Raw genomic sequence first — 22,853 nt, forward strand, 5'->3', positions numbered from 1 at the left:
TGTAGGACGGGTAAGCGCAGCGCCACCCGGTAAGAGGGCTACCTAATGCCCGGCAAGGGCCTTATAAAATGCAGGGTTCTCCCGAATCACATTCAGTACCTTCGCCGCCAGTCCGGTTGGGTTGCGACGTTTAGACTCCCAGCTTTTTATCGTGTCAACGCTCGTGCCAAGCGCCTTCGCCATTTCGCTTTGGGTGATATTGAGCTGTTCTCTGATTGCGCGAACATCTGCAACTTCATAGCGGGTTACTCTGGAAGCTGCCTTCCTTCCGCTGTGGATCTCAACGGCTTCTTCAAGCGAAGATTTTAATTCATCGAATATACTCATTGTCTGCCTCCTCCTGCCTGAATGGAGTACATAGTACACCTACCTTTTATGGCATAGGAAGCAGTATTTTTCAGAACAGAAGTCAGTTTTTTAAGTTCAGCTTTCTCTGCCTCAGTCAGGCTGTCCCTGGTGCTTTTTAGATAGGCCATGATGAAATAGATCACCTCTTCCGTTGCCAGAAAGTATATCACTCTGGCTCCCCCTCTCTTTCCTTTTGAGCCTGCGGCCATCCTTATTTTACGTAATCCCCCCGTATGCTGAATCAGGTCACCTTTATCAGGCCGGGCAATGAGTTCCTTTTGGAGATCCTTTAATTCATCATCCGTAGCAATGCTTTTGATCTGGCGGGTAAAAAGTGAAGTTTCGATAAATTCTATCGCGTGACTCATCCATGGTTCCTTCCTGAAACACAACAACAGCCTGGCTCATCAGCGCCAGGCTGTCGCTGCAATATTACTCTTCCATGAGCATATTGCGCCAATTAACTGTATTTATATACAGCGCAATGGAGTTTTAAGAATCTGTTTAAACATCCGGGAACATCACGCTATTCCCCGGTGCTTCCCTGTGCAGATGGATAAAGTTCAGGTGCCGCTCGTACTGGTCCAGAATGTCCGTGATCACCTGCTCCTTGCTGTAATCCATCAAATCATTCCCCTGGCTCCCTTCCAGCAGGAAGGTTTCCAGCCGGTAGTAGGTCGACTTCCCGCTGCGCGCGCGGTAGGTGAAACCGGGAACCGAATACTGCTGCGGCCAGATCTGGTAGACGAAGTTTTGCTCGTCGCCCATGTGCACCAGCAGATCCAGGTGCCCCAGGTTTTCGCCTTCATCCGGCGGCAGGTTTTTCAGCTCCACGTACGCGCCACGCAGGCGCAACTCCTGTGCGACTTCCTCCATCGCCGGGAAGCAGACCGTCTCCATCATCTGTTTGGTGTAGCGCGTGCCTGGATAGTTCATCAGACGCGACAGACGTTTCTTCCAGCTCAGCCTGTCCTGCGCCCCCAGCGGACGCGGGGCGGTGTCGCGGCTGGCGCTGACGCGGCGGTAGTCTTCCACTTTGAGCGATTTATACAGCCCGGCCATCACGAAGAAGATCACGAAGCTGAACGGCAGGCCCATGATCACCGTGGTGTTCTGCAACGCCGAAATGCCGTTGGTCATCAGCATGCCGAGCGTCAGCAGGCCAATGGCGACGGACCAGAAGATGCGCAGCCAGTTCGGCGCGTCGCTGTTAATGTCCTTCAGCTTCGAGGTGAAGTTCCCCAGCACCAGCGCGCCGGAATCCGCCGAGGTGACGTAAAACAGCAGCCCGGTAATGGTTGCCACCGAGGCGCTAAAGGTGAACGCCGGATACTGCGCCAGCAGGCTGTAGAAGCCGCGCTCCGGGTGCGCCATTGCTTCCTGCGCGAAGGTCGCATTTCCGTGGATAATCTCATGCAGCGCGCTGTTGCCGAAAATCGACAGCCACAGCAGGGTAAAGGTGAACGGGATAATTAATGTACCCATCACAAACTGACGGATAGTGCGCCCGCGTGAAATACGCGCCAGGAACAGGCCGACAAACGGCGACCACGCCACCCACCACGCCCAGAAGAAGAGCGTCCAGTTGTTCATCCACTCTGTCGGACGGTCAAAGGCGAAGCTGTTCAGCGTCATGCCCATAAAGCGGTTCACGTAGTCTCCCACGTTCAGCACTAACGCATTGAGCAGGAAGGAGGTATCGCCCATAAACAGCACGAACAGAATTAAGCCCAGCGCCAGCGCCACGTTCAGCTCGGAGAGCACGCGGATGCCTTTATCGACGCCAGACGTCACCGAGATGGTGGCGATTATCACCGACAGCGCAATCAGCGCCGCTTTGGCGGCCATCGAATCCGGGATATCAAACAGCACGCTCAGCCCGTAGTTGAGCTGTACTACGCCAATCCCGAGCGTGGTCGCGATACCGAAGATGGTGCCAATCACCGCCGCGATATCTACCGTGTGACCAATCGGCCCGTTAATTTTTTTACCAAAAATCGGATACAGCGCGGAGCGGATGGTGAGGGGCAAATTATAACGATAGCTAAAGTATCCGAGCGCCATGCCCATCAGCGCGTACATCGACCAGCCCGTCAGGCCGTAGTGGAAAAGCGTCCAGACCATCGCCTGGCGCGCGGCTTCCATCGTCTGCCCTGCCCCTTCCGGCGGCTGCATATACTGCGTGACCGGTTCCGCCACGGAGAAGAACATCAGGTCGATGCCGATGCCCGCGGCAAACAGCATCGCGGCCCAGCTCAGCAGGCTGAACTCGGGCTTAGACTGTTCTGGCCCGAGCTTCACTGAACCAAAGCGCGAACAGGCAATGCAGACGACGAAGACGATATACAGCGTCGCCGCCAGCAGGTAGTACCAGCCGAAGGTCTTCGATACCCAGTTCAGGGTGTGCCCAATCCACTCGGCAGAAAAATCACGAAAGAAGATCGTCGTCAGGGAAAACAACAAAATCAGCCCGGCGGAAGTATAAAATACGACCGGGTTGATTTTGTCTTTTTCTCTGTCTTGTGAAAGGTCTGTCATCCAGTATCCCCACTATTTTTGTAACTATTGAAATTCAAAACCGCAACAATTAAGACACATTTTATATTGAACGTCCAATCAAAAAACGCTTTAATAGATTACCAACGCTGATGAATGGAGTGGCAAAAATGCCCAAAGTGGGGATGCAGCCGATCCGGCGAAGGCAGCTTATCGACGCCACGCTGGAAGCAATAAATGAAGTGGGAATGCATGACGCAACCATCGCGCAAATCGCCCGTCGGGCGGGCGTTTCCACGGGGATCATCAGTCACTATTTCAAGGACAAAAACGGTCTGCTGGAAGCGACCATGCGCGACATCACCGGTCAGTTGCGCGATGCGGTATTAAGCCGTTTACGCGCCCTGCCAGACGGTAGCGCAGAGCAGCGTTTGCAGGCGATTGTCGGCGGCAATTTTGATGAAACTCAGATCAGCGGCGCGGCGATGAAGGCCTGGCTGGCCTTCTGGGCAAGCAGCATGCATCAGCCGATGCTCTATCGTTTGCAGCAGGTCAGCAGCCGCCGGTTGCTCTCAAACCTAGTATACGAGTTCCGCCGCGAGCTGCCGCGCGAACAGGCTGAGGAGGCGGGCTACGGTCTCGCCGCTCTGATTGACGGGCTGTGGCTGCGCGCTGCGCTGAGCGGCAATCCGCTGGATAAAACGTTGGCCCAGTCGCTCACCAGCCACTTTATCAGCCAGCATTTACCGACCGACTAACCGAGGAGAATTTATGTCCCGAATGGCAGAACAGCAGCTTTATATTAATGGTGGTTATACATCCGCCACCAGCGGTCACACCTTCGAGACCATCAACCCGGCGAACGGTAAAGTTCTGGCGAGCGTACAGGCCGCCGGACGCGAAGACGTGGACCGCGCGGTTGAAAGCGCAAAACGCGGGCAAAAAATCTGGGCGGCGATGACCGCCATGGAGCGCTCGCGCATTCTGCGTCGCGCCGTCGATATCCTGCGCGAGCGTAACGATGCGCTGGCAATGCTTGAAACCCTCGACACCGGTAAAGCGTTTTCCGAAACGTCAACCGTCGATATCGTCACCGGCGCGGACGTGCTGGAGTACTACGCGGGGCTGATCCCGGCGCTGGAAGGCAGCCAAATCCCGCTGCGCGAGACCTCGTTCGTCTATACCCGCCGCGAGCCGCTGGGCGTGGTGGCGGGTATCGGCGCGTGGAACTACCCGATCCAGATCGCGCTGTGGAAATCGGCCCCGGCGCTGGCGGCAGGCAACGCGATGATCTTCAAGCCGAGCGAAGTCACGCCGCTTACCGCCCTCAAGCTTGCGGAGATCTACACCGAAGCGGGCGTGCCGGACGGCGTGTTTAACGTCCTGCCGGGGGTAGGCGCGGAGACCGGCCAGTACCTGACCGAGCATCCGGACATCGCCAAAGTCTCCTTCACCGGCGGCGTGGCCAGCGGCAAAAAGGTGATGGCCAACTCGGCGGCCTCCTCCCTGAAAGAGGTGACGATGGAGCTGGGCGGCAAATCGCCGCTGATTATTTTCGACGACGCGGATCTCGATCTCGCGGCAGACATCGCCATGATGGCGAACTTCTTCAGTTCCGGCCAGGTCTGCACCAACGGCACCCGCGTGTTCGTGCCCGCGAAATTTAAGGCCGCGTTTGAGCAGAAAATCGTTGAGCGCGTGGGCCGCATCCGCGCGGGCGATCTGTTTGACGAAAGCACCAACTTTGGCCCGATGGTCAGCTTCCCGCACCGCGACAGCGTGCTGCGCTACATTGCCAAAGGCAAAGAAGAAGGCGCGCGCGTGCTGTGCGGCGGCGACGTGCTGAAGGGCGAAGGGTTTGACAACGGCGCGTGGGTGGCCCCGACGGTATTCACCGACTGCACCGATGAGATGACCATCGTGCGCGAAGAGATCTTCGGTCCGGTGATGTCCATTCTGACCTATGAAAGCGATGAAGAAGCGATTCGCCGCGCCAATGACACCGACTACGGTCTGGCAGCGGGCATCGTCACTGCCGACCTGAACCGCGCGCACAGCGCTATTCATCAGCTCGAAGCTGGCATCTGCTGGATCAATACCTGGGGTGAATCCGCCGCGGAGATGCCGGTGGGCGGCTACAAACACTCCGGCATTGGCCGCGAGAACGGCGTCATGACGCTACAGAGTTACACCCAGGTGAAGTCCATCCAGGTTGAGATGGGTAAATTCCAGTCCATATTTTAACCGGGAGGTTTATTTGCAATTTGACTACATCATTATCGGAGCCGGCTCTGCCGGCAACGTCCTGGCAACACGACTGACTGAAGATCCGAACACCACCGTCCTGCTGCTTGAGGCGGGCGGGCCGGACTATCGCTTTGACTTCCGCACCCAGATGCCTGCCGCGCTGGCCTTCCCGTTGCAGGGCAAGCGCTACAACTGGGCGTATGAAACCGAGCCAGAGCCTTTCATGAACAACCGCCGCATGGAGTGCGGACGGGGTAAAGGGCTGGGCGGCTCATCGCTGATCAACGGCATGTGCTACGTGCGCGGCAACGCAATGGATCTGGACAACTGGGCGAAAGAACCGGGTCTGGAGCACTGGAGCTATCTGAACTGCCTGCCGTATTACCGCAAGGCAGAGACCCGCGACGTAGGGCCGAACGACTATCACGGCGGCGACGGTCCGGTGAGCGTCACCACGTCCAAACCGGGCGTAAACCCGCTGTTTGAGGCGATGGTGGAAGCAGGCGTGCAGGCGGGCTATCCGCGCACTGACGATCTTAACGGCTATCAGCAGGAAGGCTTTGGCCCGATGGATCGCACGGTCACGCCGCAGGGCCGACGCGCCAGCACCGCGCGCGGCTATCTGGACCAGGCAAAGCAACGCCCGAACCTGACCATCCGCACCCACGCTATGACCGATCACATTATCTTTGACGGTAAGCGCGCGGTAGGCGTCGAGTGGCTGGAGGGTGAAAGCACGATTCCGTCCAAAGCGACAGCCAATAAAGAAGTCCTGCTATGCGCAGGGGCCATTGCCTCCCCGCAGATCCTCCAGCGCTCCGGCGTGGGCAACGCTGAACTGCTGAAGCAGTTTGATATCCCGCTGGTACATGATTTACCCGGCGTAGGGGAAAACTTGCAGGATCACCTGGAGATGTATCTTCAGTATGAATGTAAGGAGCCGGTATCCCTCTACCCTGCCCTGCAATGGTGGAACCAGCCTAAGATTGGCGCGGAGTGGCTGTTTGGCGGCACCGGCGTGGGCGCGAGCAACCACTTCGAAGCGGGCGGGTTTATCCGCAGCCGCGAGGAGTTCGCGTGGCCAAATATTCAGTATCACTTCCTGCCGGTGGCAATTAACTATAACGGCTCGAACGCCGTGAAAGAGCACGGCTTCCAGTGCCACGTCGGCTCCATGCGCTCGCCGAGCCGCGGGCACGTGCGCATTAAATCCCGCGACCCGCATCAGCATCCGGCGATCCTGTTCAACTATATGTCCCACGAGCAGGACTGGCAGGAGTTCCGCGACGCGATCCGTATCACCCGCGAGATCATGCACCAGCCGGCGCTGGACAAGTACCGCGGTCGCGAGATCAGCCCGGGCGTCGAGTGCCAGACCGACGAACAGCTGGACGAGTTCGTGCGTAACCACGCCGAAACCGCCTTCCACCCGTGCGGTACCTGTAAGATGGGCTATGACGAGATGGCGGTTGTCGACGGCGAAGGCCGCGTTCACGGACTGGAAGGGCTGCGCGTGGTGGATGCGTCGATCATGCCGCAGATCATCACCGGTAATCTGAACGCCACGACCATCATGATTGGCGAAAAAATGGCCGATGCCATTCGCGGGCGCGAACCGCTGGCGAAGAGCACGGCGGCGTATTATGTGGCGAACGGCGCGCCGGTTCGTCGCTGAGTGCGAACGTCTCCCCTCACCCCGGCCCTCTCCCAACGGGAGAGGGTGTAATCGTCCCCTCTCTCTCTCTGGGAGAGGGGTAGGGTGAGGGATAATTATTTCCGAAACGCCTCAAGCCGCTTAACCTGCCGCCCTTCCCCGTCAAAATTCTCCGCCGCCAGCCAGGCGCGCAGTTCCGCATCCCTTTGCGGCCATTCGCCATCAATAATGGAGAGCATATCACTGTCGCGGTTACGTCCTTTACGCACCATTTTCTGGCGCAGGCGACCTTCCCAGACAAACCCCAGCCGCTCTGCCGCACTACGCGAGGCCGTGTTCATTGAATCGCATTTCCATTCCAGTCGACGGTACTTATGCTCAAAGGCATTTTTCAGCAGCAGCCACACCGCTTCGGTGCCGATGCGGGTACCTTTCATCTTTCGGGACCAGGTGACATGGCCGATTTCCACCGAGCCGAGAAACCGTTCAATCGCCATATAGCTCACCAGCCCTACCGCCTGTTCAGTGCGTAAATCGATAACGGCAAAGGGCACCAGATCGGCATCCATCACCTTTCCAAGTACCCAGTGCGCAGTGGCTTCCACGCTTTCCGGCTGGGTGCTGACAAGCCAGGTCCAGTCGCTGTCATCACCCAGCGCGTAGGCCTCGTATAAATCAGCTGAATGGCGATCGGCATCCAGCGGCTCCAGACGGCAATACTGCCCGGTAAGCGGGGTGCGGGTTAAGACCCGGGCGCATTTCCAGTCGGGAACGATATCGTTAACGGTTTGACCATGTTGATTGATTTCGGGCACGGCGGTGACTCCCTGAAAGGTAAGGAGTTTGTTATAGCAGGTTAAAAAGAGAACGAAAAGATCAGAAAATGCAGGCCGGGTAAGGCATCGCCGCCCCCCGGCAAAAAGGTTACTTCAGCAACTTCACCGTGGCGTCAATATCAATTTCATCTTCGGTAAAGATCATTGTCGTGTTCTGGAAGGTGGTGATTGCCAGCTTCTTCACCGTGCGCATTTCACCCGGTTTTACCTCGGATTTTGGCTTGATGCTGTTCATCAGCAGCCCCACCGACAGCACCGCGTTCTCTTTGTCGATTTTGGTTTCAACCGGCTCTTCTTCGCTGAACACCACGAAGGATTTGATTGAGGTGAGCTTCACGCGCTCGCCCGCGATATAGAGATACTTGCTATCCGGGATCACCTTCACCGCATAGGCGGAAAGGCCTTTGTTATTCGTCGTCGGCTCGAACGTCACCGCCGCATCTTTCTTAATCAGATCAGGGTTGGCGACCTTAATCACATGAAAATAGCGGTTGTCGCCGTTTTCATCTTTGATAAATCCAAAGCCTTTATCTTTAAACCACGTTGTGATTGTTCCGTTCATCGCTGTTATCGCCTGTCAAATCGTCATGACTAAAGTTTTGCAGCGCGCAGTGTAATGCACAATGGCTAAGGAGACAAAAAAAAGCCCCTGCACGGGGGCAGGGGAAAACTCATGTCAGAGCTTTTACCCTAAATAATTCGAGTTGCATGAAGGCGGCGACGCAGCAAATCCCCGGGAGCGTACATTAGTACGTGACTGGGGTGAGCGAGGAAAGCCAACGCACAGGCAACTTGAAGTATGACGGGTATATTAGTATTTAGTTGAACACCATCCCACCATCAATCAATAAGGATTGCCCGGTCATGTAATCAGAATCCGGCCCGGCGAGGTATGAAACGCAGGCGGCCACGTCCTCCGGCTCGGACAAGCGGCCAAGCGTGATGCGTTTGGCAAACGTTTCCGTCCCGTAGCCAAGCGGTTTACCCGCCGCCTCGGAGACCTGACGGTCGATTTCCGCCCACATCGGCGTTTTAACGATCCCCGGACAGTAGGCGTTAACGGTGATGCCCAGCGGAGCAAGGTCTCGCGCTGCGGTCTGGGTTAAGCCGCGAACCGCGAACTTGCTGGAACTGTAGACCGCCAGTTCGGGGTTGCCGGTGTGCCCCGCCTGGGAGCAGGCGTTGATGATCTTGCCGCCGTGCCCCTCTTTACGGAACGCGTCGATGGCAGCCTGAATACCCCAGATCACCCCTTTCACGTTGATGTTGTAGACCTTATCGACAATCTCTGGCGTGATGGATTCGATAGGCGTGGACGGCGCAATCCCGGCGTTATTAACGATGACGTTAAATCCGCCCAGCGCGGTACGCGCTTTTTCCACCGCCGCAAACACCTGCTCGCGGTCAGAGACGTCCACCTTCACGGCGACAGCCTTGCCGCCGTTGCGGGCGATCTCATCCGCGACCGCTTTCGCCGTCTCTTCGTTGTAATCCGCAATAGCAACGGCAAAGCCGTCCTTCACCAGGCGAAGCGCGATCGCTTTGCCAATTCCCTGGCCGGAGCCGGTTACAAGAGCCACTTTTTGCATTTCTCTGTCCTTATATTGATTCACAAAATCTGGCTGAGATGGAGCTGGCCCATCAGCAGCGGGTTATCGCTGTAGTCGACGGGAATGGCCACTACGGCCGGGCCATCGACATCCATTGCCGCGCGCAGCGTCGGTTCGAGCGCATCGGCGCTCTCGACGGCAAAGCCTTTCGCGCCGAACGCGTCGGCATAGGCTTTGAAATCGACCGGGCCGAACTCGACGCCGGAAAGGCGCTGGTATTTTTTCTCTTCCTGAATCGCCACCATGTTGTAGGCGTTGTCCACCCAGATGATGTGCAGAATATTGGCGTTGAGGCGCACGGCGGTTTCCAGCTCCATGCTCGACTGCAAAAAGCCGCCGTCTCCGGAGACCGACACCACCTTGCGTCCCGGGTTGACCAGCCACGCGCCAATCGCCCACGGCAGCGCGACGCCCATGGTCTGCTGGCCGTTGGAGATCATCACCTGACGCGCGCGGAAGCTGTAGAGGTAGCGGGCGATCCAGATGTGGAAGCTGCCCATATCCACGGTGAGCGTTACGTCGTTATTCACGATGTCCTGCATGGCGCGCACGATGCGCAGCGGATGCAGGGCAAACTGGTTGAGGGAGGCGCCGCGACGATCGAGCAGATCCCGCTGATGCTGGCGATCGACCAGGATTTCAGAGGCGCGCTGGCTCAGCTCCAGCTTATGCCCGATGCGATCGGCAAGCAGGTTCAGCGTTCCGGCGATGTCCCCCACCAGTTCGAGATCCGGCACGTAGTTACGCTCTTCATAGGCAGGCAGCACGTCAATGTGCACCAGCGTCGCGTCGCCGCTGTTCCACATGGACGGCTCGTATTCCACCGGGCTGTAGCCGATGCAGATAATCAGATCCGCCAGATGAAGCAGTCGGTCGCCCGCCTGGTTATTGAACAGACCGACGCGCCCGGCGAAGCGGGTGAAGTGCTCCTGATTCACCGCCCCGGCGGCCTGATAGGTGCTGGTGACCGGAATACGGCTTTTCTCCAGCAGCTTGCGCAGGGCATCGCTGTTCGCGGGCTGGCTGGCCATCAGGCCGAGTAAAATGACCGGATTTTTGGCGTTTTCGATAAGCTTCGCCACGTCGTTAATCGCAGACTCGGGTGCCGGGCCCATCAGCGCCGCACCGCTGGCGGGTAAAATCGCCCCCGTCGCAGGCTGGTCGACAATATCCTGTGGCAGGCTGACGAATGCGCCCCCCGGCCTGCCGTGCTCGGCGGCGCGAAACGCGTTCGATACCACCTCGGCAATCGCGTCCGGCGAGCTGACCTCCACGGCGTATTTGGTCACCGGGCTGAACATGGCGACGGTGTCCATGCTCTGGTGCACCAGCTTCGCTTTATCCGCGCGTTTGACCGCCCCGCCCAGCGCCACCACCGGGTCGCCCTCGCTGTTGGCGGTGGCAATGCCGGTGATCAGATTGGAACAGCCGGGACCGGACGTCACCAGCGCCACCCCGGCTTTACCGGTCAACCGCCCTACCGCTGCCGCCATAAACGCCGCGTTAGCTTCGTGACGCACGGGGATGATCTCGATGGAGGAGTCCAGCAGGGAGTCAAACACTTTGTCGATTTTGGCCCCCGGGATGCCGAACACCTGCTTCACGCCCTGCGCTTCCAGCTGGCCGACAACCATATCGGCGCCGTGCGCCCACTGACGTGACTGTTTCTCACTGTTCACGGTAGTTCTCCTGTTAGTTTTCGACGGAACGGATCGCAGCATCCAGATTGCTGGGGTGAAGGTTGGCCTGTAAAAACGCGCTGTCGGCGGGCAGGTCAATCATCAGCTTGTGAATCTCCCCGAAGGTAAGCACGCCGTTCTCCAGCTGGTAGTCGAGCAGATGGCCCCCGCCCTGACGGTCGTCAGTAATGAAATGCTCGTGATAGCCGGCCACGTTAATCCCCTGCATATGCTGCGGGGTGCGGAACCCGACCAGCACACCCTCGCGCTGGTTAAAGCGGAACACCGGCTGGTCGTCCAGCACGTCGGTCATCGCCCGGTACGGCGGCGTCTGGCGCGGAACGGTGCGGGTGTGGGCGTGGCGGAAGTTGCCGTCGATACGCAACGCACAGAACAGGTTATCGGAAGGGATTTGCTGGTCGATCGCGTCGTGGATCTGCTGACGGCTGACCGGCGCATCAAAGGTTTTGCGGTACTGAGGCTGGAACCAGGTCATCACCGCAAACGGCGTTTTCTGCTCCGGCTTCGCGGCTCGGGCGCTGCCGTCGGCGCGCAGCTGGTACACCTGGCTGCTGAAGGCAATCATTTCACCGTCCAGCTCGTTGAACGTACCCAGCCCAAAATCGCCGTGCGCCAGCAGGTCGGCGATGGTGGTCTCCCCCTCGTACACGCCGCTTAGCAGGGCGCTCATTAGCGATGTTTGATAGATCACGCTGTCAGGATGCTGGGCGGAGAACCCCCGCAGGGTCTCGCACAGGCTGGCCTCACAGTCGCAGGCAGATGAATGCATCATCATGCTCGTCCTCTTCAACTTTATTTAGAAAGGTTAAATAAATGTTGACCCGATTCAGCAGAGAGTTCCAATATAGAAACCATGCTGGTTTGAGACGTTTTAGATATGGAACTTCGTTATCTGCGGTATTTTGTCGCGGTTGCACGCGAGCGACACTTCACCAAAGCAGCCAAAGCGCTGGGCATTTCACAGCCACCTCTGAGTCAGCAGATTAAACGGCTCGAAGAGGAAGTGGGCACCCCGCTGTTCAGGCGTCTGACGCGGAGCGTAGAGCTGACCGAGGCGGGAGAAGCCTTCTATGAGGACGCCTGTAAAATTCTGGCGCTGAGCGACGCCGCGCTGGAGAAAGCCCGGGGCATCGCGCGCGGGCTGAACGGCAGCCTGTCGATTGGGATCACCAGCTCCGATGCCTTTCATCCCCAAATTTTTGCGCTGATTCGCCAGTTTCAGGTGCAGAACATGGCGGTGCAGGTTCACCAGGTGGAAGCCAATATGTCGTCGCTGACGACGATGCTGGCAGAAGGTGAGCTGGATATCGCCTTTGTGCGCCTGCCGTGCGAGAGCAGCAAGGTGTTTGAAATCAAAATCCTTGACCGCGAGCCGATGGTAGTGGCGCTGCATCGCGATCATCCGCTGGCTGCTTGCGGTTCGCTGGCGCTAGAGCAGCTTCGGGATACGCCGGTGGTGCTTTTCCCCCAGGAGGTCGCGCCGGGGCTGTATGACCGCGTTTACGGCAGCTGCGAGCGGGCCGGAATCGATATGCAACATACGCTGCAATCTTCACAGCTTTCCTCTTCTCTGAGCATGGTCTCCGCTGGCGGCGGGTTCGCGCTGGTGCCGAAATCGATGGCCGCTATTTCTCCGCCGAATGTCACCTACCATGCGCTGCGCTCACCGGAGATTTATACCGATATCGCGCTCTGCTGGCGGCGCTTTGAGCGTTCGCGGACGGTAAAGCGGTTTCTGGCGATGATGAGCGAGGGGTAGCTACGGTGCGCTGCGCTTGCGCGGGCCTACGGTTCATGTCGCGGGTTGGTTGGCCGGCTTGTTGGCGGTTTTGTAGGCCGGGTAAGGCGCAGCCGCCACCCGGCAATTCCCTTCTGGAAGCCGCCTCGCAAACTTTTAAGCAACCTTATGTAATTCAGGGTTATCCCTTTTCATCCCTTCTCCGCGGTCGTAAAGTGCCTGCGTTGCGGCACATCCGTAACCGGGCGTAGGAACCCGTTAGCATAACATGACATTTTTTAGACAACGAGGATGCTAAATGGCGACTACCCCTGGATTATCATACGTACGCGCTGAAGAAAGCGCTGCTCAACATCTTCTTCACCTGCAACTTCCCGATTCTGCGGATCTCTTTGAACTGGCTGACACCTGTGCGGCGTACGTGAGCGTACTGGTGGAAACGGACGATGCGATGACGCTTGCCACGCTCTGTAAGCAACTGCTGGCAGCGCTAAAACGGCTGCGGGAATGCTGCGATGCCGAACTGCCTTCGTATCTGGTTGAACAGCTGATCGCAGGGGAAAAGATCGCCTCCTGTATGCCGGACTGCTGGCAGGATACGGTGTTGCAGGTGGACTATGCCGTGGCGTTAACGCTGGCGGTGATGGGCGGGACGTTGCCTGCGAACGTGGCGAAAGAACTCACCGGGCTACTGCATGATATGGTCTGGCTGCTGGCGGAGTTTGTGAAGGAGCCTTATATAGCGACGCACTGAGGCGGGTGAAGGGAGGCCGGGGTTCTGCTGGGTAAAATGCAGGACTTTGGCCTTACTAAAAAAATAGCGTTGTTTGTTGAGTGTCCGTTAAGAGCGAGGAGCGGACGCTCAGCATTTCGCACCTCCACATATCAGTTTCATCACCTCCGGGAGGGGTTACTTCTTGCATGCCTGCTTTTCGGCACGTAAAGATTGAACGACCGCATCGGCCGCCGTTACCCATGGCTGCAGACTATGCTGCTCATGCAGGATATCGAGTCCCTGCGCGGTAAATGTTCCTTCGGTGGCGATCGCCTGAAGCATAGCCTCAAGGGGCACGCTGGCGTTGTGTACTCCATAATCGGCACAATCGCGCATAGCACCGAGTACAAGGGCGCGCGCATGATGCTGAGGCATGCCTTTTTCCACCAACCAGCCCTGCAGGCCGTCAGCGAGGCCGTAAAGCCAGCCGTTCATGCACATGCTGACCGTCGCCAGCTCAAACCAGTCTTCGTTTTCCAGAACGGTTACGTTACCGAGAGCAGAAAAATACGTCCGGATGTTGTCTTCACAGGCTGTCAGCACAACCGTGGTCCGGTTAATTTCGGCAGCATAAGTTAGCATCATTCTCACCACACGTTGATGGCTGAACAGCGTCTGCAGTTGTGCCGAGCTGACACCGGCTACAAGCGAAACCAGCAACTGATGAGGACGCAGCCTTATTTCTGACGCCAGGTTTTTCAGCGCATCGGGCCGGACGCCCACAATCAGTATGTCAACTTCGTCAGCAACTGACTGATTGCTTACCGCCACGCGACAACCGAAGGTTTCCCGTAGCCTGCCGGCGCGCCCTGCATTCCTGGGTGACAGTACAATTTCAGCTTTAGCGCCTTTTCGGTAGAGACCCGCCACAACCTTCTCCGTCAGCTCGCCCACGCCAAGAATACCTGTTTTCATTTGCCGCTCCTCATGTTCCAGACAGGCGAAATGGCCTGTTTCATACTGTTCCTTTCCCCACCGGACATGCCCGCCCGGATTGGCAATGTCAGTAAGTTATCCGGTATACACCCTCAAACCAGGGTGTGCCGCATCGCAGATAGGTGCCGTTGTGTTTTTTAACTAACTCAGGCTGCGTCAATGGCAGACGGCATATTTCCCGCGCAGCCTGCGGTGTCAGCAGACGAATGTCATCAACGTATCTCGTCTGGGCCAGCGCAGCCGGATAGCTTTTTCCGGTGCGCCAGAGGACATTTTCCAGCCCGCTAAAGACGATAAAGAACACCGCCATCAGACAGGGCAAAAGCACTGCGCCCGTTACCTTCTGCCGCGCGACATTAAGCTCTGTCATTGCCGCTATCCCTTTTCAGTCACGGATGAAGCTGAACGCCAGCGCTCGGCGGCTGCCGCCGCGATCAAAACCACAAGAGAAGGCAGCACCCAGGCGAGCCCCTGGTTATGAAGGGGAAGGTATCGCACCATAACAAAGGGCCACGCGCTGATGCCGGCAGTGGAAAGCGCGTCAGCGATGCCGAATAAAAATGAAACCACAGCAGCGGGCGCGATAACATGTGCGGGTGAGTGAAAACGCGCCCGGATAAAATAAGTCAGGACGAGCACGATAAAGACCGGATACACCGCCGTCAGCGCCGGTACCGATACGGCGATAAGCTGCGTCAGGCCCATATTGGATACCAGCATGGAGAACACAGCGAAGAACCAGGCATAGGCACGATAGCTGATACGGGTCACGGAACTGAACCAGGCGGCGCAGGCGCAGGTCAGGCCAATGGCGGTGACCAGGCAGGCCAGCGTAATGAGCGCGCCCAGGAACACATCTCCGCCTGCGCCAAAGACATGGTGTACGTAGGCGCTGAGCACCTGCGCCCCGTTTGTCGCATTTACGATCAGCCCCGTGCTGCCAGTGCCAAGCCGGAAAAGACTCAGGTAAACCAGCGCCAGGCCGACGCCCGCAATCAGGCCAGACAGGACGGCGTAGCGCGTAATGAGGCGTGCTGACGTCACGCCCCGGGAGCGAATTGCGTTAACGATAACGAGGCCGAAAGCCAGGGATGCCATCGTATCCATGGTCAGATAGCCGCTGGTCAGTCCCTGTGAAAATGCGGCGGTCGCGTAAGCCCCTTCAGGGGCACGGGGCTGGCCTGCAGGATATGCCAGTGCCGCTGCGGCAAGGACAATCAGAGCCAGGATTTTAACCGGGGAGAGAAACCGGCCAACCGTATCCAGTAGCCTGCCAGGGTGCAGTGAAACCAGGATAACAATACCGAAATAAACCACGCTCCAGACCGGTAACCAGCGCGCGCTACCGGTAAAAGACTGAATGGCGATTTCATAGGAAACCGTAGCGGTGCGGGGCGTGGCAAAGAACGGCCCGATACACAGGTAACAGATTACGGCCAGCATTAAACCACATACCCTGCCCACCGGCCGGGTAACGGCTGATAAGGCACCGCCTGCCTTTGCCATCGCTATGGCTGTCAAAACCGGAAGGCCGACGCCCGTCAGCAGGAATCCGGCGGCTGCCGTCCAGACCGCCGTGCCCGCCTGCAGACCGATGAATGGCGGGAAAATGATATTGCCGGCGCCGACGAACAGGGCAAAATTCATGAAACCCAGGATAACAATGTCTCTGATACGAAATGTATTCATTTATATGCCGATGATGTGTTTAAGGGTGCCGGTTCCGCATCGCGGTCAGCCCGATTTTTTACTGTTACCGATGCCGGGGCTTAAAGGGGCAGAAGCCGGGCGCGGCATGGCCTGATGTCGTTACCTGAAGGATGTGTAGAGCTGCTCACCGATGAGCAGGAAGGCGATGGCCATCATGGCTACGCCCGAGAACTGGCTGACCCGCCGCGCCGCCGCCGGACGCGTGCGCAGAATCGCTTTCGAACCCAGCCCGACCGCACTGTAGACAATCGCGCAGTTGATGATCTGTACCAGCCCCATACAGAAAATTTGCACACCAACAGACCAGCCCGCGTCCCGACTGGTGAACTGCGGCAGAAGTGCCAGGAAAAGCAGCAGTGCTTTCGGGTTCATCCCGCTGATGCCAAACCCTTTCATCAGCGTACGGAACCCGTTTACCGTTTCATTAAAATTTCCGACAGAGGGAACCGGGGGATTGCGCAGGACGCCCACTCCCAGCCACAGCAGATAGGCTGCCCCGGCGTAGGTAAGCACCGTCAGTATTACCGGCACGCTGGCGACCAGCGCACCGACGCCGGCCGCGACGATAACCGTTATGACGACATACCCGAGCAGCATGCCGGAGACGGCAGGAAACAACATTCTGTTGCGCATGCCCGAGGAGATAGCATAGGCCCAGTCCGCCCCGGGTGTCATGACCAGGGAAAATGACACAATCCAGAACGCTGCGAGCAAACTGTAATCCACTTCATCACCTTTTTAATCAGTTAAAACCGCCTACGATTTTATCAACTGCGCAGGGGCAAAACTTTCCTGATTAGCCGGTAATGGCTTATATATTGGAAGATGTTTGCTTATGTTGTGGGTTTACTGGAAATAATTCCCTCTGATACATTTAAAAGGGATAACGGCTCTGGTGATTGACGAAAAAGGCGGAAGAGAGTGGACAGGACAGATAAAAAAATCATTGCTGAACTCCAGGCAGACGGGCGGCTGTCCCTGACTGAGCTGGCCGAGAAGGTAGGACTCAGCCTTTCGCCCTGCCACCGGCGCGTAAAAAGCCTGGAAGAGTCGGGCATCATCAGTGGATACCGTGCTCAGGTGGATACCGGGAAACTCGGACTGAGCTTTTCAGTGATCGTTTTTGTGTCGCTTGAAAAGGCAGATCGTAAGGCGGTGAGCAGCTTTGAGGAGGCGGTGGTTGAAGTCCCGGAAGTAATAACTGCGCAGCGGCTGTTTGGTAACCCGGATTATATGTTGCACGTTCTGACACGGGACATGGAAAGCTTTCAGCGTCTTTATGATCTTAACCTTTCCGCACTGCCCGGCGTTCAGCGTCTTACTTCAACTCTGGTGATGAAAACCGTCGTCCATAACAGGCCAGTGTCGCCCTGATTTGCAGAGAGCGGTGGCCGGGCTGTTACGGCCTTTTTCAGGGCAGGATTTTATGCAACGTCCGCTCCTGGCACAGAGCGGACATTCATATTCATATTCATCTCCCTTCCTCTCTATCGGCCCGCCGCTACTCTCAGGTATGAATGCGTTTATCACCTTGTTCAGAAAAGCGATGGGCAGCACGGCCGCCCATTACTTTGCCGAACGGAAAAACAGCGGCCGTTAACCCGGCCCCTCACTCCCCGCCGCCAGCAGCGGCACCACCACGTCGCTGATGGGCACCGCAATACCGTGCCTGCGGCCATAGCGCTGGATCACGCCGTTGCGGATGTCCCATTCCATCGGGCGATCCGCCTGACGGTCGGCGAGTATCGACGTGCCCAAATCCACTGGCGCACGCTGAAAGTTCGCCAGAACCTCCTCAGCCACCGCATCGTCAAGCTTCGCCCCCTCGGCGCGGGCGACGGTAAGCCCCTCACGCAGGTAGGCCAGCGCCAGCTCGCTGATATCCTCGCGCCTGAACATCCCGGCGCGGCGATTGGCCAGCACCATTAGCCCGGCGACCGCGTTTTGCAGCAGCTTGCGCCAGGCGACGGTGGCGAAATCTGCCGAGAGCTCAACGTCACAGCGCGTCCCGCGAAGCGCCTCCACCACCCGCTGCGCCTGCGGCACGTCCGGCAGCGTCAGACGCGGTTTTGCCCGCAGCCAGACGGAGGCGTCCGGCTCGCGCTGGGCCGGGAACCAGACCACCGACGGCAGCACCGCTGCACCATTGACCAAAGACGCAAGCTGGGCTTTCTGCTCCACGCCGTTTTGCAGGGCGCACACCACGGTGTTCTCATCGCACAGAGCCCGCAGCCACCCGGCGCTGTCGGCATTTTGCGTCGTTTTGACCGCCAAAAAAACGAGGTCAACGGGGCGCGTAATGACGCTGGGATCGGTGAGTACCGGACCGGGCACCACAATTTCACCCTCATCGTGACGCAGGCGCAGTTCCGGATGCGCGGTACGACCACACAGCAGCGGCGTGCGGCCCGCTTCATGCAGCACCGCGGCGATGGTGGTCCCAATCGCACCCGGTCCTGTCAGCGCAATGGTTGGATAGTCAGACATGGGTCACTCCCCTTTTGCTAAGCCTGTTATCCGTTATACCACCCTGAAAAGAGCGCGCCACGCCCATTGTCTATACTCAACACATAACAGACAACGGAGTGCGCCATGCCCTTACCCGATTTCAAGTCCTCTGAACCTTATACCCTCGGCATTGAGCTCGAACTCCAGGTGGTTAACCCGCCGGGTTACGATCTGAGCCAGGACTCCTCTGCCCTCATCGCCGCCGTCAAAGACGACATCAAAGGGGGCGAAGTCAAACACGACATCACCGAAAGCATGCTCGAAATCGCCACCGGCGTGTGCCAGACCATCGACCAGGCGGCGGCGCAGTTCTCGGTGATGCAGCAGAGCATCCTGCGCGCGGCGGCGGAGCAGCATATCCAGATCTGCGGCGGTGGGACGCATCCGTTCCAGAAATGGCAGCGCCAGGAGGTGTGCGACGACGAGCGCTATAACGTCACGCTGGAGCGCTTTGGCTATCTGATTTTGCAGGCGACTGTGTTCGGCCAGCACGTACACGTCGGCTGCCGGACCGGGGACGATGCGATTTACCTGCTGCACGGCCTGTCGCGCTTTGTGCCGCACTTTATCGCCCTCGCCGCCGCGTCGCCCTACATGCAGGGCACGGACACCAAGTTCGCCTCATCGCGTCTCAACATCTTCTCGGGCTTCCCGGATAACGGCCAGATGCCGTGGGTCAACAGCTGGCAGGAGTTCGAGGGGCTGTTCCGCCGCCTGAGCTCCACCAGCATGATCGACAGCATTAAAGATCTCCACTGGGACATCCGCCCCAGCCCGCACTTCGGCACCGTGGAGGTGCGGGTGATGGATACGCCGCTGACGCTCGGCCACGCCATTAATATCGCCGGGCTGATTCAGGCGACGTCACACTGGCTGCTGACCGCGCGGCCCTATAAGCATCAGGAGAAGGATTTCTTGCTGTACCGCTTTAACCGTTTTCAGGCCTGTCGCTACGGGCTGGAGGGCATTCTGACGGACGTGCATACCGGCGAGCACAAAACCGTGGCGGAAGATATCGCCTGGCTGCTCGAGCAGGTTGCGCCGTCCGCCGAGAAGCTCGGCGCAACGAGCGCAATCAAGGAAATTGCCCTGCTGTTAAAGCAGGGCAAGAGCGAGGCGCAGCGGATGCGGGACTTTATCGCCGACGGCGGCTCGCTTATCTCTCTGGTTCAGAAGCACTGCGAGCTGTGGGCGACGAGTCCGTAAGACCGTGGCCCCACTCACGCAGGCGCTGGAACAGCACGAACAGCGCAGGGATGAACACTATCCCCACCACGGTCGCCACCAGCATGCCGCTGAACACCGTGGTGCCGATGATGCGACGGCTCTGGGCACCCGCCCCGGTCGCCAGCATCATCGGCAGGACGCCGATGATGAACGACACGGCGGTCATCATCACCGCACGGAAGCGGCGCGATGCCCCCTCCCGCGCGGCATCGACAATCGCTATCCCGTCCATCCGCCGCGCGCGGGCGAACTCCACGATAAGAATCGCATTCTTGGCGGCAAGGGCTATCAGTAGCACCAGACCTATCTGCACGTACACGTCGTTGGCATAGCCCGCCAGCCACAGCCAGACCAGCGCCCCGCCGAGGGCGAACAGCACCGAGAGCATCACGCTCGCCGGGAGCGTCCAGCTCTCGTACTGGGCGACGAGAAACAGCCACGCCATCACCACCGCCGCCAGCACAATCCATATCGCCTGATTGCCGGTCTGCTGCTCCTGATACGACATGCCGCTCCAGGCGTAATCGTACCCGGCTGGCAGGTTTTCGGCCAGAATCTCGCCCATCGCCACCATTGCGGTGCTGCTGCTCACCCCTTCCGCGGCCGAGCCGCTCACCGATACCGACGGGAACTGGTTGTACTGCTGAATAAATGGCGCGCCGACGGTCGGCGTGATGGTGACGAGGTTGCTCAGACGCACCCGCTCGCCGCTGTTGCTGCGCACGAACAGCTCGCTGATTTGCTCCGCGCGCTCGCGCCACTGCATCTCGTTCTGCATCACCACGTGGTAAACGCGGTTGTTGACGCTGAAATCCCCGGCGCGCGTGCCGCCAAAGGCGGTTTGCAGGCTGCTGAAGATGCGCGACACCGGTACGTCGAGGCGGGCCGCGCGCTCGCGGTCAACGGTGAGCGTCATCTGCGGCACGTTGCTGCTCCAGGTGGTGAACACGCGGCTCAGCTGCGGGTGCCGGTTGGCTTTCGCCAGCACCTCACGCGTCACGCGCTCCAGCTCCGCCGGGCTTTGCCCCGCCTGCGCCTGAATGCGCAGGTCGAAGCCGGAGGCGTTGCCCAGCCCCGGCAGCGTCGGCGGCGCGAAGGTCATGATGGTGGCTTCCGGCAGGGCCAGCAGCTGGCGCTGAAGGGTGCCCATCACCTCATCCAGCGGCGGACGCTCGCTCCAGTCTTTAAGCATGATGAAGATAAACCCGCCGTTGGAGGCGCTGGTGCCGTTGAGGATGTTAAACCCGGAGACCTGAATCACGTCTTCTACCGCCGGGTTTTTAGCGATCAGCTCGCGCGCGGTGGTCATTACCGCTTCGGTGCGCTCCAGCGAGGCTGCCTCCGGCAGCTGGACGCTGGCGAAGAAGTAGCCCTGGTCTTCCTGCGGCAGGAAGCCTTTTGGCATCGACGTAAAGCTGAACGTCACCACGACCGCCGCGCCCGCGGTAGCCAGCAACGCCAGCCACGGGCGCAGGGTGAACACGCTCACGATCCGGGTATAGAGATTGCGCGTGGCATCCAGCCCACGGTTAAAGGCTCGATAAACTGCCGCAGGTTTCTCGGGACGCGGACGCAGCAGCATCGCGCACAGCGCGGGCGTCAGGGTCAGCGCCACCAGGCTTGAGAGCGTGACCGCCGTGGAAAGCGTGACCGCGAACTGGCGGTACAGCTCACCGACAATCCCCGGCAGCAGCGCCACCGGCACAAATACCGCCAGCAGCACCAGCGTCGTGGCTATCACCGGCCCGGCAATCTGGCGCAGCGCCAGCGCGGTCGCCGCCGTGCGGCTCTGCCCTTCCGCAATCAGCGTTTCGACGCTCTCCACCACCACGATGGCATCATCCACCACCATCGTCAGCGCCAGAATGATGGCGAACAGGCTCAGCGTGTTGGCGGAGTAGCCCAGCGTGTAGAGCACCGCAAAAGTGCCTACCAGCGACACCGGAATGGCGAGCGCAACAATCAGCGTCGCACGCCAGCTTTGCAGGAACAGGGATACCACAGCCACTACCGCCAGCATCGTCAGCGCCAGCGAGACACCGATCTCCTTGATGGTGGCCGCCACGAAGGTGGTGGTATCGAATTTCACCTCGTAGACCAGGTCGTCCGGGAAGCGCGACGCGAGGCGCTCCAGCTCGGCGCGCACCGCGTCGGCCACGCGCAGGGCGTTGGCGGATGGCGTCGGATAAATACCGAGGTAGGCGGAGTCGTGTCCGTTCAGCTGCGCGCCGGAGCTGTAGCTGCGCGAGCCGAGTTCAATCGTGGCGACGTCCTTCAGACGCACCAGCTGGCCCATTTCGCCCGCGCGGATAATGATGTCGGCGAAGTCTTCCGCCTGATTAAGGCGGCCGAGACCGTTGATGGTCAGCGTCTGCTGCTGGCCGTTAAACACCGGCGGCGTGCCGACCTGGCCTGCCGCCCCCTGCACGTTCTGCTCGCGCAGCGCCTGCGCCACGTCGTCCGTGGTGACGTTCAGGGCGTTCATCCGGTCCGGACGCAGCCAGATGCGCATGCTGTAGTCGCGCGCACCAAACATCTGCACCTGACCAACGCCCGGCAGACGCGACAGCGCCTCGCGCACCTGGGTGCTGGCGTAGTTACTGACGAACAGCGGCGTGTGGGTATTGTTCGGTGAGTGAAGACTTACCCCCATCATCAGATTGGTGGCACGTTTGCGCACCTGCACGCCGTTTTGCTGCGCCTCCGTGGGCAGCTGGGCCACGGCCTGCGCCACGCGGTTTTGCACGTCGATGGCGGCGAGATCCGGATCGGTGCCCGCCGCAAAGGTGATGTTCAGGCTGTAGGTGCCTTCGTCCGAACTCGTGGATTCCATATAGAGCATGTGATCCACGCCGTTCAGCTGCGTTTCAAGCGGCGTAGCGATGGCCTCCGCCACGTCTGCCGAACTGGCGCCCGGCCATGACGCTGACACATTCACGACCGGCGGAGTGATCTGCGGGTACTGCTCCACCGGAATAATCCTCAGCGCGATGGCCCCCAGCAGGGTGATGACCAGCGCAATCACCATCGCAAAGCGCGGGCGTTTGATGAAAAACGTCAGCATGATG

21 protein-coding genes and 1 pseudogene are annotated in these 22,853 nt (G+C 58.9%); 8 read left to right on the forward strand and 14 right to left on the reverse strand.

The annotated features are described in order from the left end of the window. Window positions 1-42: 42 nt before the first annotated feature. The 3 genes from nadS to betT all read right to left on the reverse strand — a co-directional run bounded on the left by nadS (window position 43) and on the right by betT (window position 2,886). The gene (gene nadS / locus G6Q29_RS05880; protein WP_014882936.1) at window positions 43-327 is read right to left on the reverse strand and encodes a NadS family protein; all 285 of its coding nucleotides are present in this window, start codon (window positions 325-327) and stop codon (window positions 43-45) included. Beyond that, complete coding sequence (locus G6Q29_RS05885; protein WP_165464887.1) at window positions 324-716, reverse strand: type II toxin-antitoxin system RelE/ParE family toxin; 393 nt, start codon at window positions 714-716, stop codon at window positions 324-326. The genes nadS and G6Q29_RS05885 overlap by 4 nt, the downstream gene beginning before the upstream one ends. 136 nt (window positions 717-852) lie before the next feature. After that, window positions 853-2,886 (reverse strand): choline BCCT transporter BetT, encoded by a 2,034-nt coding sequence (gene betT / locus G6Q29_RS05890; protein ID WP_165464888.1) that lies wholly within the window; start codon window positions 2,884-2,886, stop codon window positions 853-855. A gap of 128 nt (window positions 2,887-3,014) precedes the next feature. Between betT and betI the strand changes: the two genes are divergently transcribed. From betI to betA, 3 genes are read left to right on the forward strand one after another with little or no spacing between them, the layout of a single operon-like run. After that, complete coding sequence (gene betI / locus G6Q29_RS05895) at window positions 3,015-3,602, forward strand: transcriptional regulator BetI (protein ID WP_165464889.1); 588 nt, start codon at window positions 3,015-3,017, stop codon at window positions 3,600-3,602. Between the two features lie 13 nt (window positions 3,603-3,615). After that, entirely contained in the window at window positions 3,616-5,088 is a 1,473-nt protein-coding gene (betB, locus tag G6Q29_RS05900; protein WP_165464890.1) for a betaine-aldehyde dehydrogenase, read from the forward strand. A gap of 13 nt (window positions 5,089-5,101) precedes the next feature. Next, window positions 5,102-6,766: a choline dehydrogenase gene (gene betA / locus G6Q29_RS05905; protein WP_165464891.1), complete on the forward strand. Its 1,665-nt coding sequence runs from the start codon at window positions 5,102-5,104 to the stop codon at window positions 6,764-6,766. A gap of 95 nt (window positions 6,767-6,861) precedes the next feature. Here the strand turns inward: betA and G6Q29_RS05910 are convergent, their stop codons facing one another. The 5 genes from G6Q29_RS05910 to budA all read right to left on the reverse strand — a co-directional run bounded on the left by G6Q29_RS05910 (window position 6,862) and on the right by budA (window position 11,663). Beyond that, window positions 6,862-7,560 (reverse strand): GNAT family N-acetyltransferase, encoded by a 699-nt coding sequence (locus G6Q29_RS05910; RefSeq protein ID WP_165464892.1) that lies wholly within the window; start codon window positions 7,558-7,560, stop codon window positions 6,862-6,864. A 109-nt stretch (window positions 7,561-7,669) separates the two neighbouring features. After that, window positions 7,670-8,143 carry a cold-shock protein gene (locus G6Q29_RS05915; protein WP_165464893.1) on the reverse strand — a complete coding sequence of 158 codons (474 nt, stop codon included), beginning with the start codon at window positions 8,141-8,143 and terminating at the stop codon, window positions 7,670-7,672. 256 nt (window positions 8,144-8,399) lie between these two features. Continuing rightward, on the reverse strand, window positions 8,400-9,170 hold the full coding sequence (locus tag G6Q29_RS05920) for a (S)-acetoin forming diacetyl reductase (RefSeq protein ID WP_165464894.1): 771 nt from the start codon (window positions 9,168-9,170) through the stop codon (window positions 8,400-8,402). Window positions 9,171-9,190: 20 nt separating this feature from the next. After that, entirely contained in the window at window positions 9,191-10,870 is a 1,680-nt protein-coding gene (alsS, locus tag G6Q29_RS05925; protein ID WP_165464895.1) for an acetolactate synthase AlsS, read from the reverse strand. A gap of 13 nt (window positions 10,871-10,883) precedes the next feature. Beyond that, a complete protein-coding gene (budA, locus tag G6Q29_RS05930; protein WP_165465083.1) occupies window positions 10,884-11,663 on the reverse strand; it encodes an acetolactate decarboxylase in 780 nt (259 codons plus the stop codon). 105 nt (window positions 11,664-11,768) lie between these two features. Here budA and G6Q29_RS05935 point away from each other — a divergent pair, with 105 nt between their 5' ends. After that, on the forward strand, window positions 11,769-12,650 hold the full coding sequence (locus G6Q29_RS05935; RefSeq protein ID WP_165464896.1) for a LysR substrate-binding domain-containing protein: 882 nt from the start codon (window positions 11,769-11,771) through the stop codon (window positions 12,648-12,650). Window positions 12,651-12,927: 277 nt separating this feature from the next. Next, window positions 12,928-13,383 (forward strand): hypothetical protein, encoded by a 456-nt coding sequence (locus G6Q29_RS05940; protein WP_165464897.1) that lies wholly within the window; start codon window positions 12,928-12,930, stop codon window positions 13,381-13,383. 156 nt (window positions 13,384-13,539) lie between these two features. Here G6Q29_RS05940 and G6Q29_RS05945 read toward each other — a convergent pair whose 3' ends face one another. From G6Q29_RS05945 to G6Q29_RS05960, 4 genes are all read right to left on the reverse strand, one after another. Beyond that, complete coding sequence (locus G6Q29_RS05945) at window positions 13,540-14,319, reverse strand: NAD(P)-binding domain-containing protein (RefSeq protein WP_165464898.1); 780 nt, start codon at window positions 14,317-14,319, stop codon at window positions 13,540-13,542. 88 nt (window positions 14,320-14,407) lie between these two features. Then, window positions 14,408-14,710, reverse strand: coding sequence for a hypothetical protein (locus G6Q29_RS05950; protein WP_165464899.1), 303 nt, complete (start codon window positions 14,708-14,710; stop codon window positions 14,408-14,410). A gap of 5 nt (window positions 14,711-14,715) precedes the next feature. Further along, a complete protein-coding gene (gene brnQ, locus G6Q29_RS05955) occupies window positions 14,716-16,029 on the reverse strand; it encodes a branched-chain amino acid transport system II carrier protein (protein WP_165464900.1) in 1,314 nt (437 codons plus the stop codon). A gap of 120 nt (window positions 16,030-16,149) precedes the next feature. Then, window positions 16,150-16,776: a LysE family translocator gene (locus G6Q29_RS05960; RefSeq protein ID WP_165464901.1), complete on the reverse strand. Its 627-nt coding sequence runs from the start codon at window positions 16,774-16,776 to the stop codon at window positions 16,150-16,152. A 195-nt stretch (window positions 16,777-16,971) separates the two neighbouring features. Here G6Q29_RS05960 and G6Q29_RS05965 point away from each other — a divergent pair, with 195 nt between their 5' ends. Further along, window positions 16,972-17,424, forward strand: a complete 453-nt coding sequence (locus G6Q29_RS05965; RefSeq protein ID WP_165464902.1) for an Lrp/AsnC family transcriptional regulator — start codon at window positions 16,972-16,974, stop codon at window positions 17,422-17,424. A gap of 139 nt (window positions 17,425-17,563) precedes the next feature. Next, a pseudogene (locus tag G6Q29_RS21680) lies at window positions 17,564-17,650 on the forward strand (AraC family transcriptional regulator); the annotation flags it as partial. Here G6Q29_RS21680 and G6Q29_RS05970 read toward each other — a convergent pair. Next, window positions 17,647-18,537 (reverse strand): oxidoreductase, encoded by an 891-nt coding sequence (locus G6Q29_RS05970; RefSeq protein WP_165464903.1) that lies wholly within the window; start codon window positions 18,535-18,537, stop codon window positions 17,647-17,649. The pseudogene G6Q29_RS21680 and the gene G6Q29_RS05970 overlap by 4 nt on opposite strands. A gap of 105 nt (window positions 18,538-18,642) precedes the next feature. On the opposite strand from G6Q29_RS05970, the gene G6Q29_RS05975 reads away from it, so the two are divergent. Continuing rightward, window positions 18,643-19,764: a YbdK family carboxylate-amine ligase gene (locus G6Q29_RS05975; RefSeq protein ID WP_165464904.1), complete on the forward strand. Its 1,122-nt coding sequence runs from the start codon at window positions 18,643-18,645 to the stop codon at window positions 19,762-19,764. Here the strand turns inward: G6Q29_RS05975 and G6Q29_RS05980 are convergent. After that, window positions 19,715-22,849, reverse strand: a complete 3,135-nt coding sequence (locus tag G6Q29_RS05980; protein ID WP_165464905.1) for an efflux RND transporter permease subunit — start codon at window positions 22,847-22,849, stop codon at window positions 19,715-19,717. The two genes, G6Q29_RS05975 and G6Q29_RS05980, sit on opposite strands and share 50 nt — an antisense overlap. Window positions 22,850-22,853: the final 4 nt, after the last annotated feature.

It is taken from the genome of Enterobacter cloacae (genome assembly GCF_011078175.1).
GTDB lineage: Bacteria > Pseudomonadota > Gammaproteobacteria > Enterobacterales > Enterobacteriaceae > Enterobacter > Enterobacter cloacae_Q.

Coding starts and splice junctions, on each gene's coding strand:
- G6Q29_RS05980 (WP_165464905.1), bottom strand. CDS start 22,849: ATGCTGACGTTTTTCATCAAACGCCCGCGCTTTGCGATGGTGATTGCG.
- G6Q29_RS05950 (WP_165464899.1), bottom strand. CDS start 14,710: ATGACAGAGCTTAATGTCGCGCGGCAGAAGGTAACGGGCGCAGTGCTT.
- G6Q29_RS05970 (WP_165464903.1), bottom strand. CDS start 18,537: ATGTCTGACTATCCAACCATTGCGCTGACAGGACCGGGTGCGATTGGG.
- betT (WP_165464888.1), bottom strand. CDS start 2,886: ATGACAGACCTTTCACAAGACAGAGAAAAAGACAAAATCAACCCGGTC.
- G6Q29_RS05940 (WP_165464897.1), top strand. CDS start 12,928: ATGGCGACTACCCCTGGATTATCATACGTACGCGCTGAAGAAAGCGCT.
- G6Q29_RS05915 (WP_165464893.1), bottom strand. CDS start 8,143: ATGAACGGAACAATCACAACGTGGTTTAAAGATAAAGGCTTTGGATTT.
- G6Q29_RS05935 (WP_165464896.1), top strand. CDS start 11,769: ATGGAACTTCGTTATCTGCGGTATTTTGTCGCGGTTGCACGCGAGCGA.
- brnQ (WP_165464900.1), bottom strand. CDS start 16,029: ATGAATACATTTCGTATCAGAGACATTGTTATCCTGGGTTTCATGAAT.
- budA (WP_165465083.1), bottom strand. CDS start 11,663: ATGATGCATTCATCTGCCTGCGACTGTGAGGCCAGCCTGTGCGAGACC.
- betB (WP_165464890.1), top strand. CDS start 3,616: ATGTCCCGAATGGCAGAACAGCAGCTTTATATTAATGGTGGTTATACA.
- G6Q29_RS05945 (WP_165464898.1), bottom strand. CDS start 14,319: ATGAAAACAGGTATTCTTGGCGTGGGCGAGCTGACGGAGAAGGTTGTG.
- G6Q29_RS05975 (WP_165464904.1), top strand. CDS start 18,643: ATGCCCTTACCCGATTTCAAGTCCTCTGAACCTTATACCCTCGGCATT.
- G6Q29_RS05885 (WP_165464887.1), bottom strand. CDS start 716: ATGAGTCACGCGATAGAATTTATCGAAACTTCACTTTTTACCCGCCAG.
- G6Q29_RS05920 (WP_165464894.1), bottom strand. CDS start 9,170: ATGCAAAAAGTGGCTCTTGTAACCGGCTCCGGCCAGGGAATTGGCAAA.
- nadS (WP_014882936.1), bottom strand. CDS start 327: ATGAGTATATTCGATGAATTAAAATCTTCGCTTGAAGAAGCCGTTGAG.
- betI (WP_165464889.1), top strand. CDS start 3,015: ATGCCCAAAGTGGGGATGCAGCCGATCCGGCGAAGGCAGCTTATCGAC.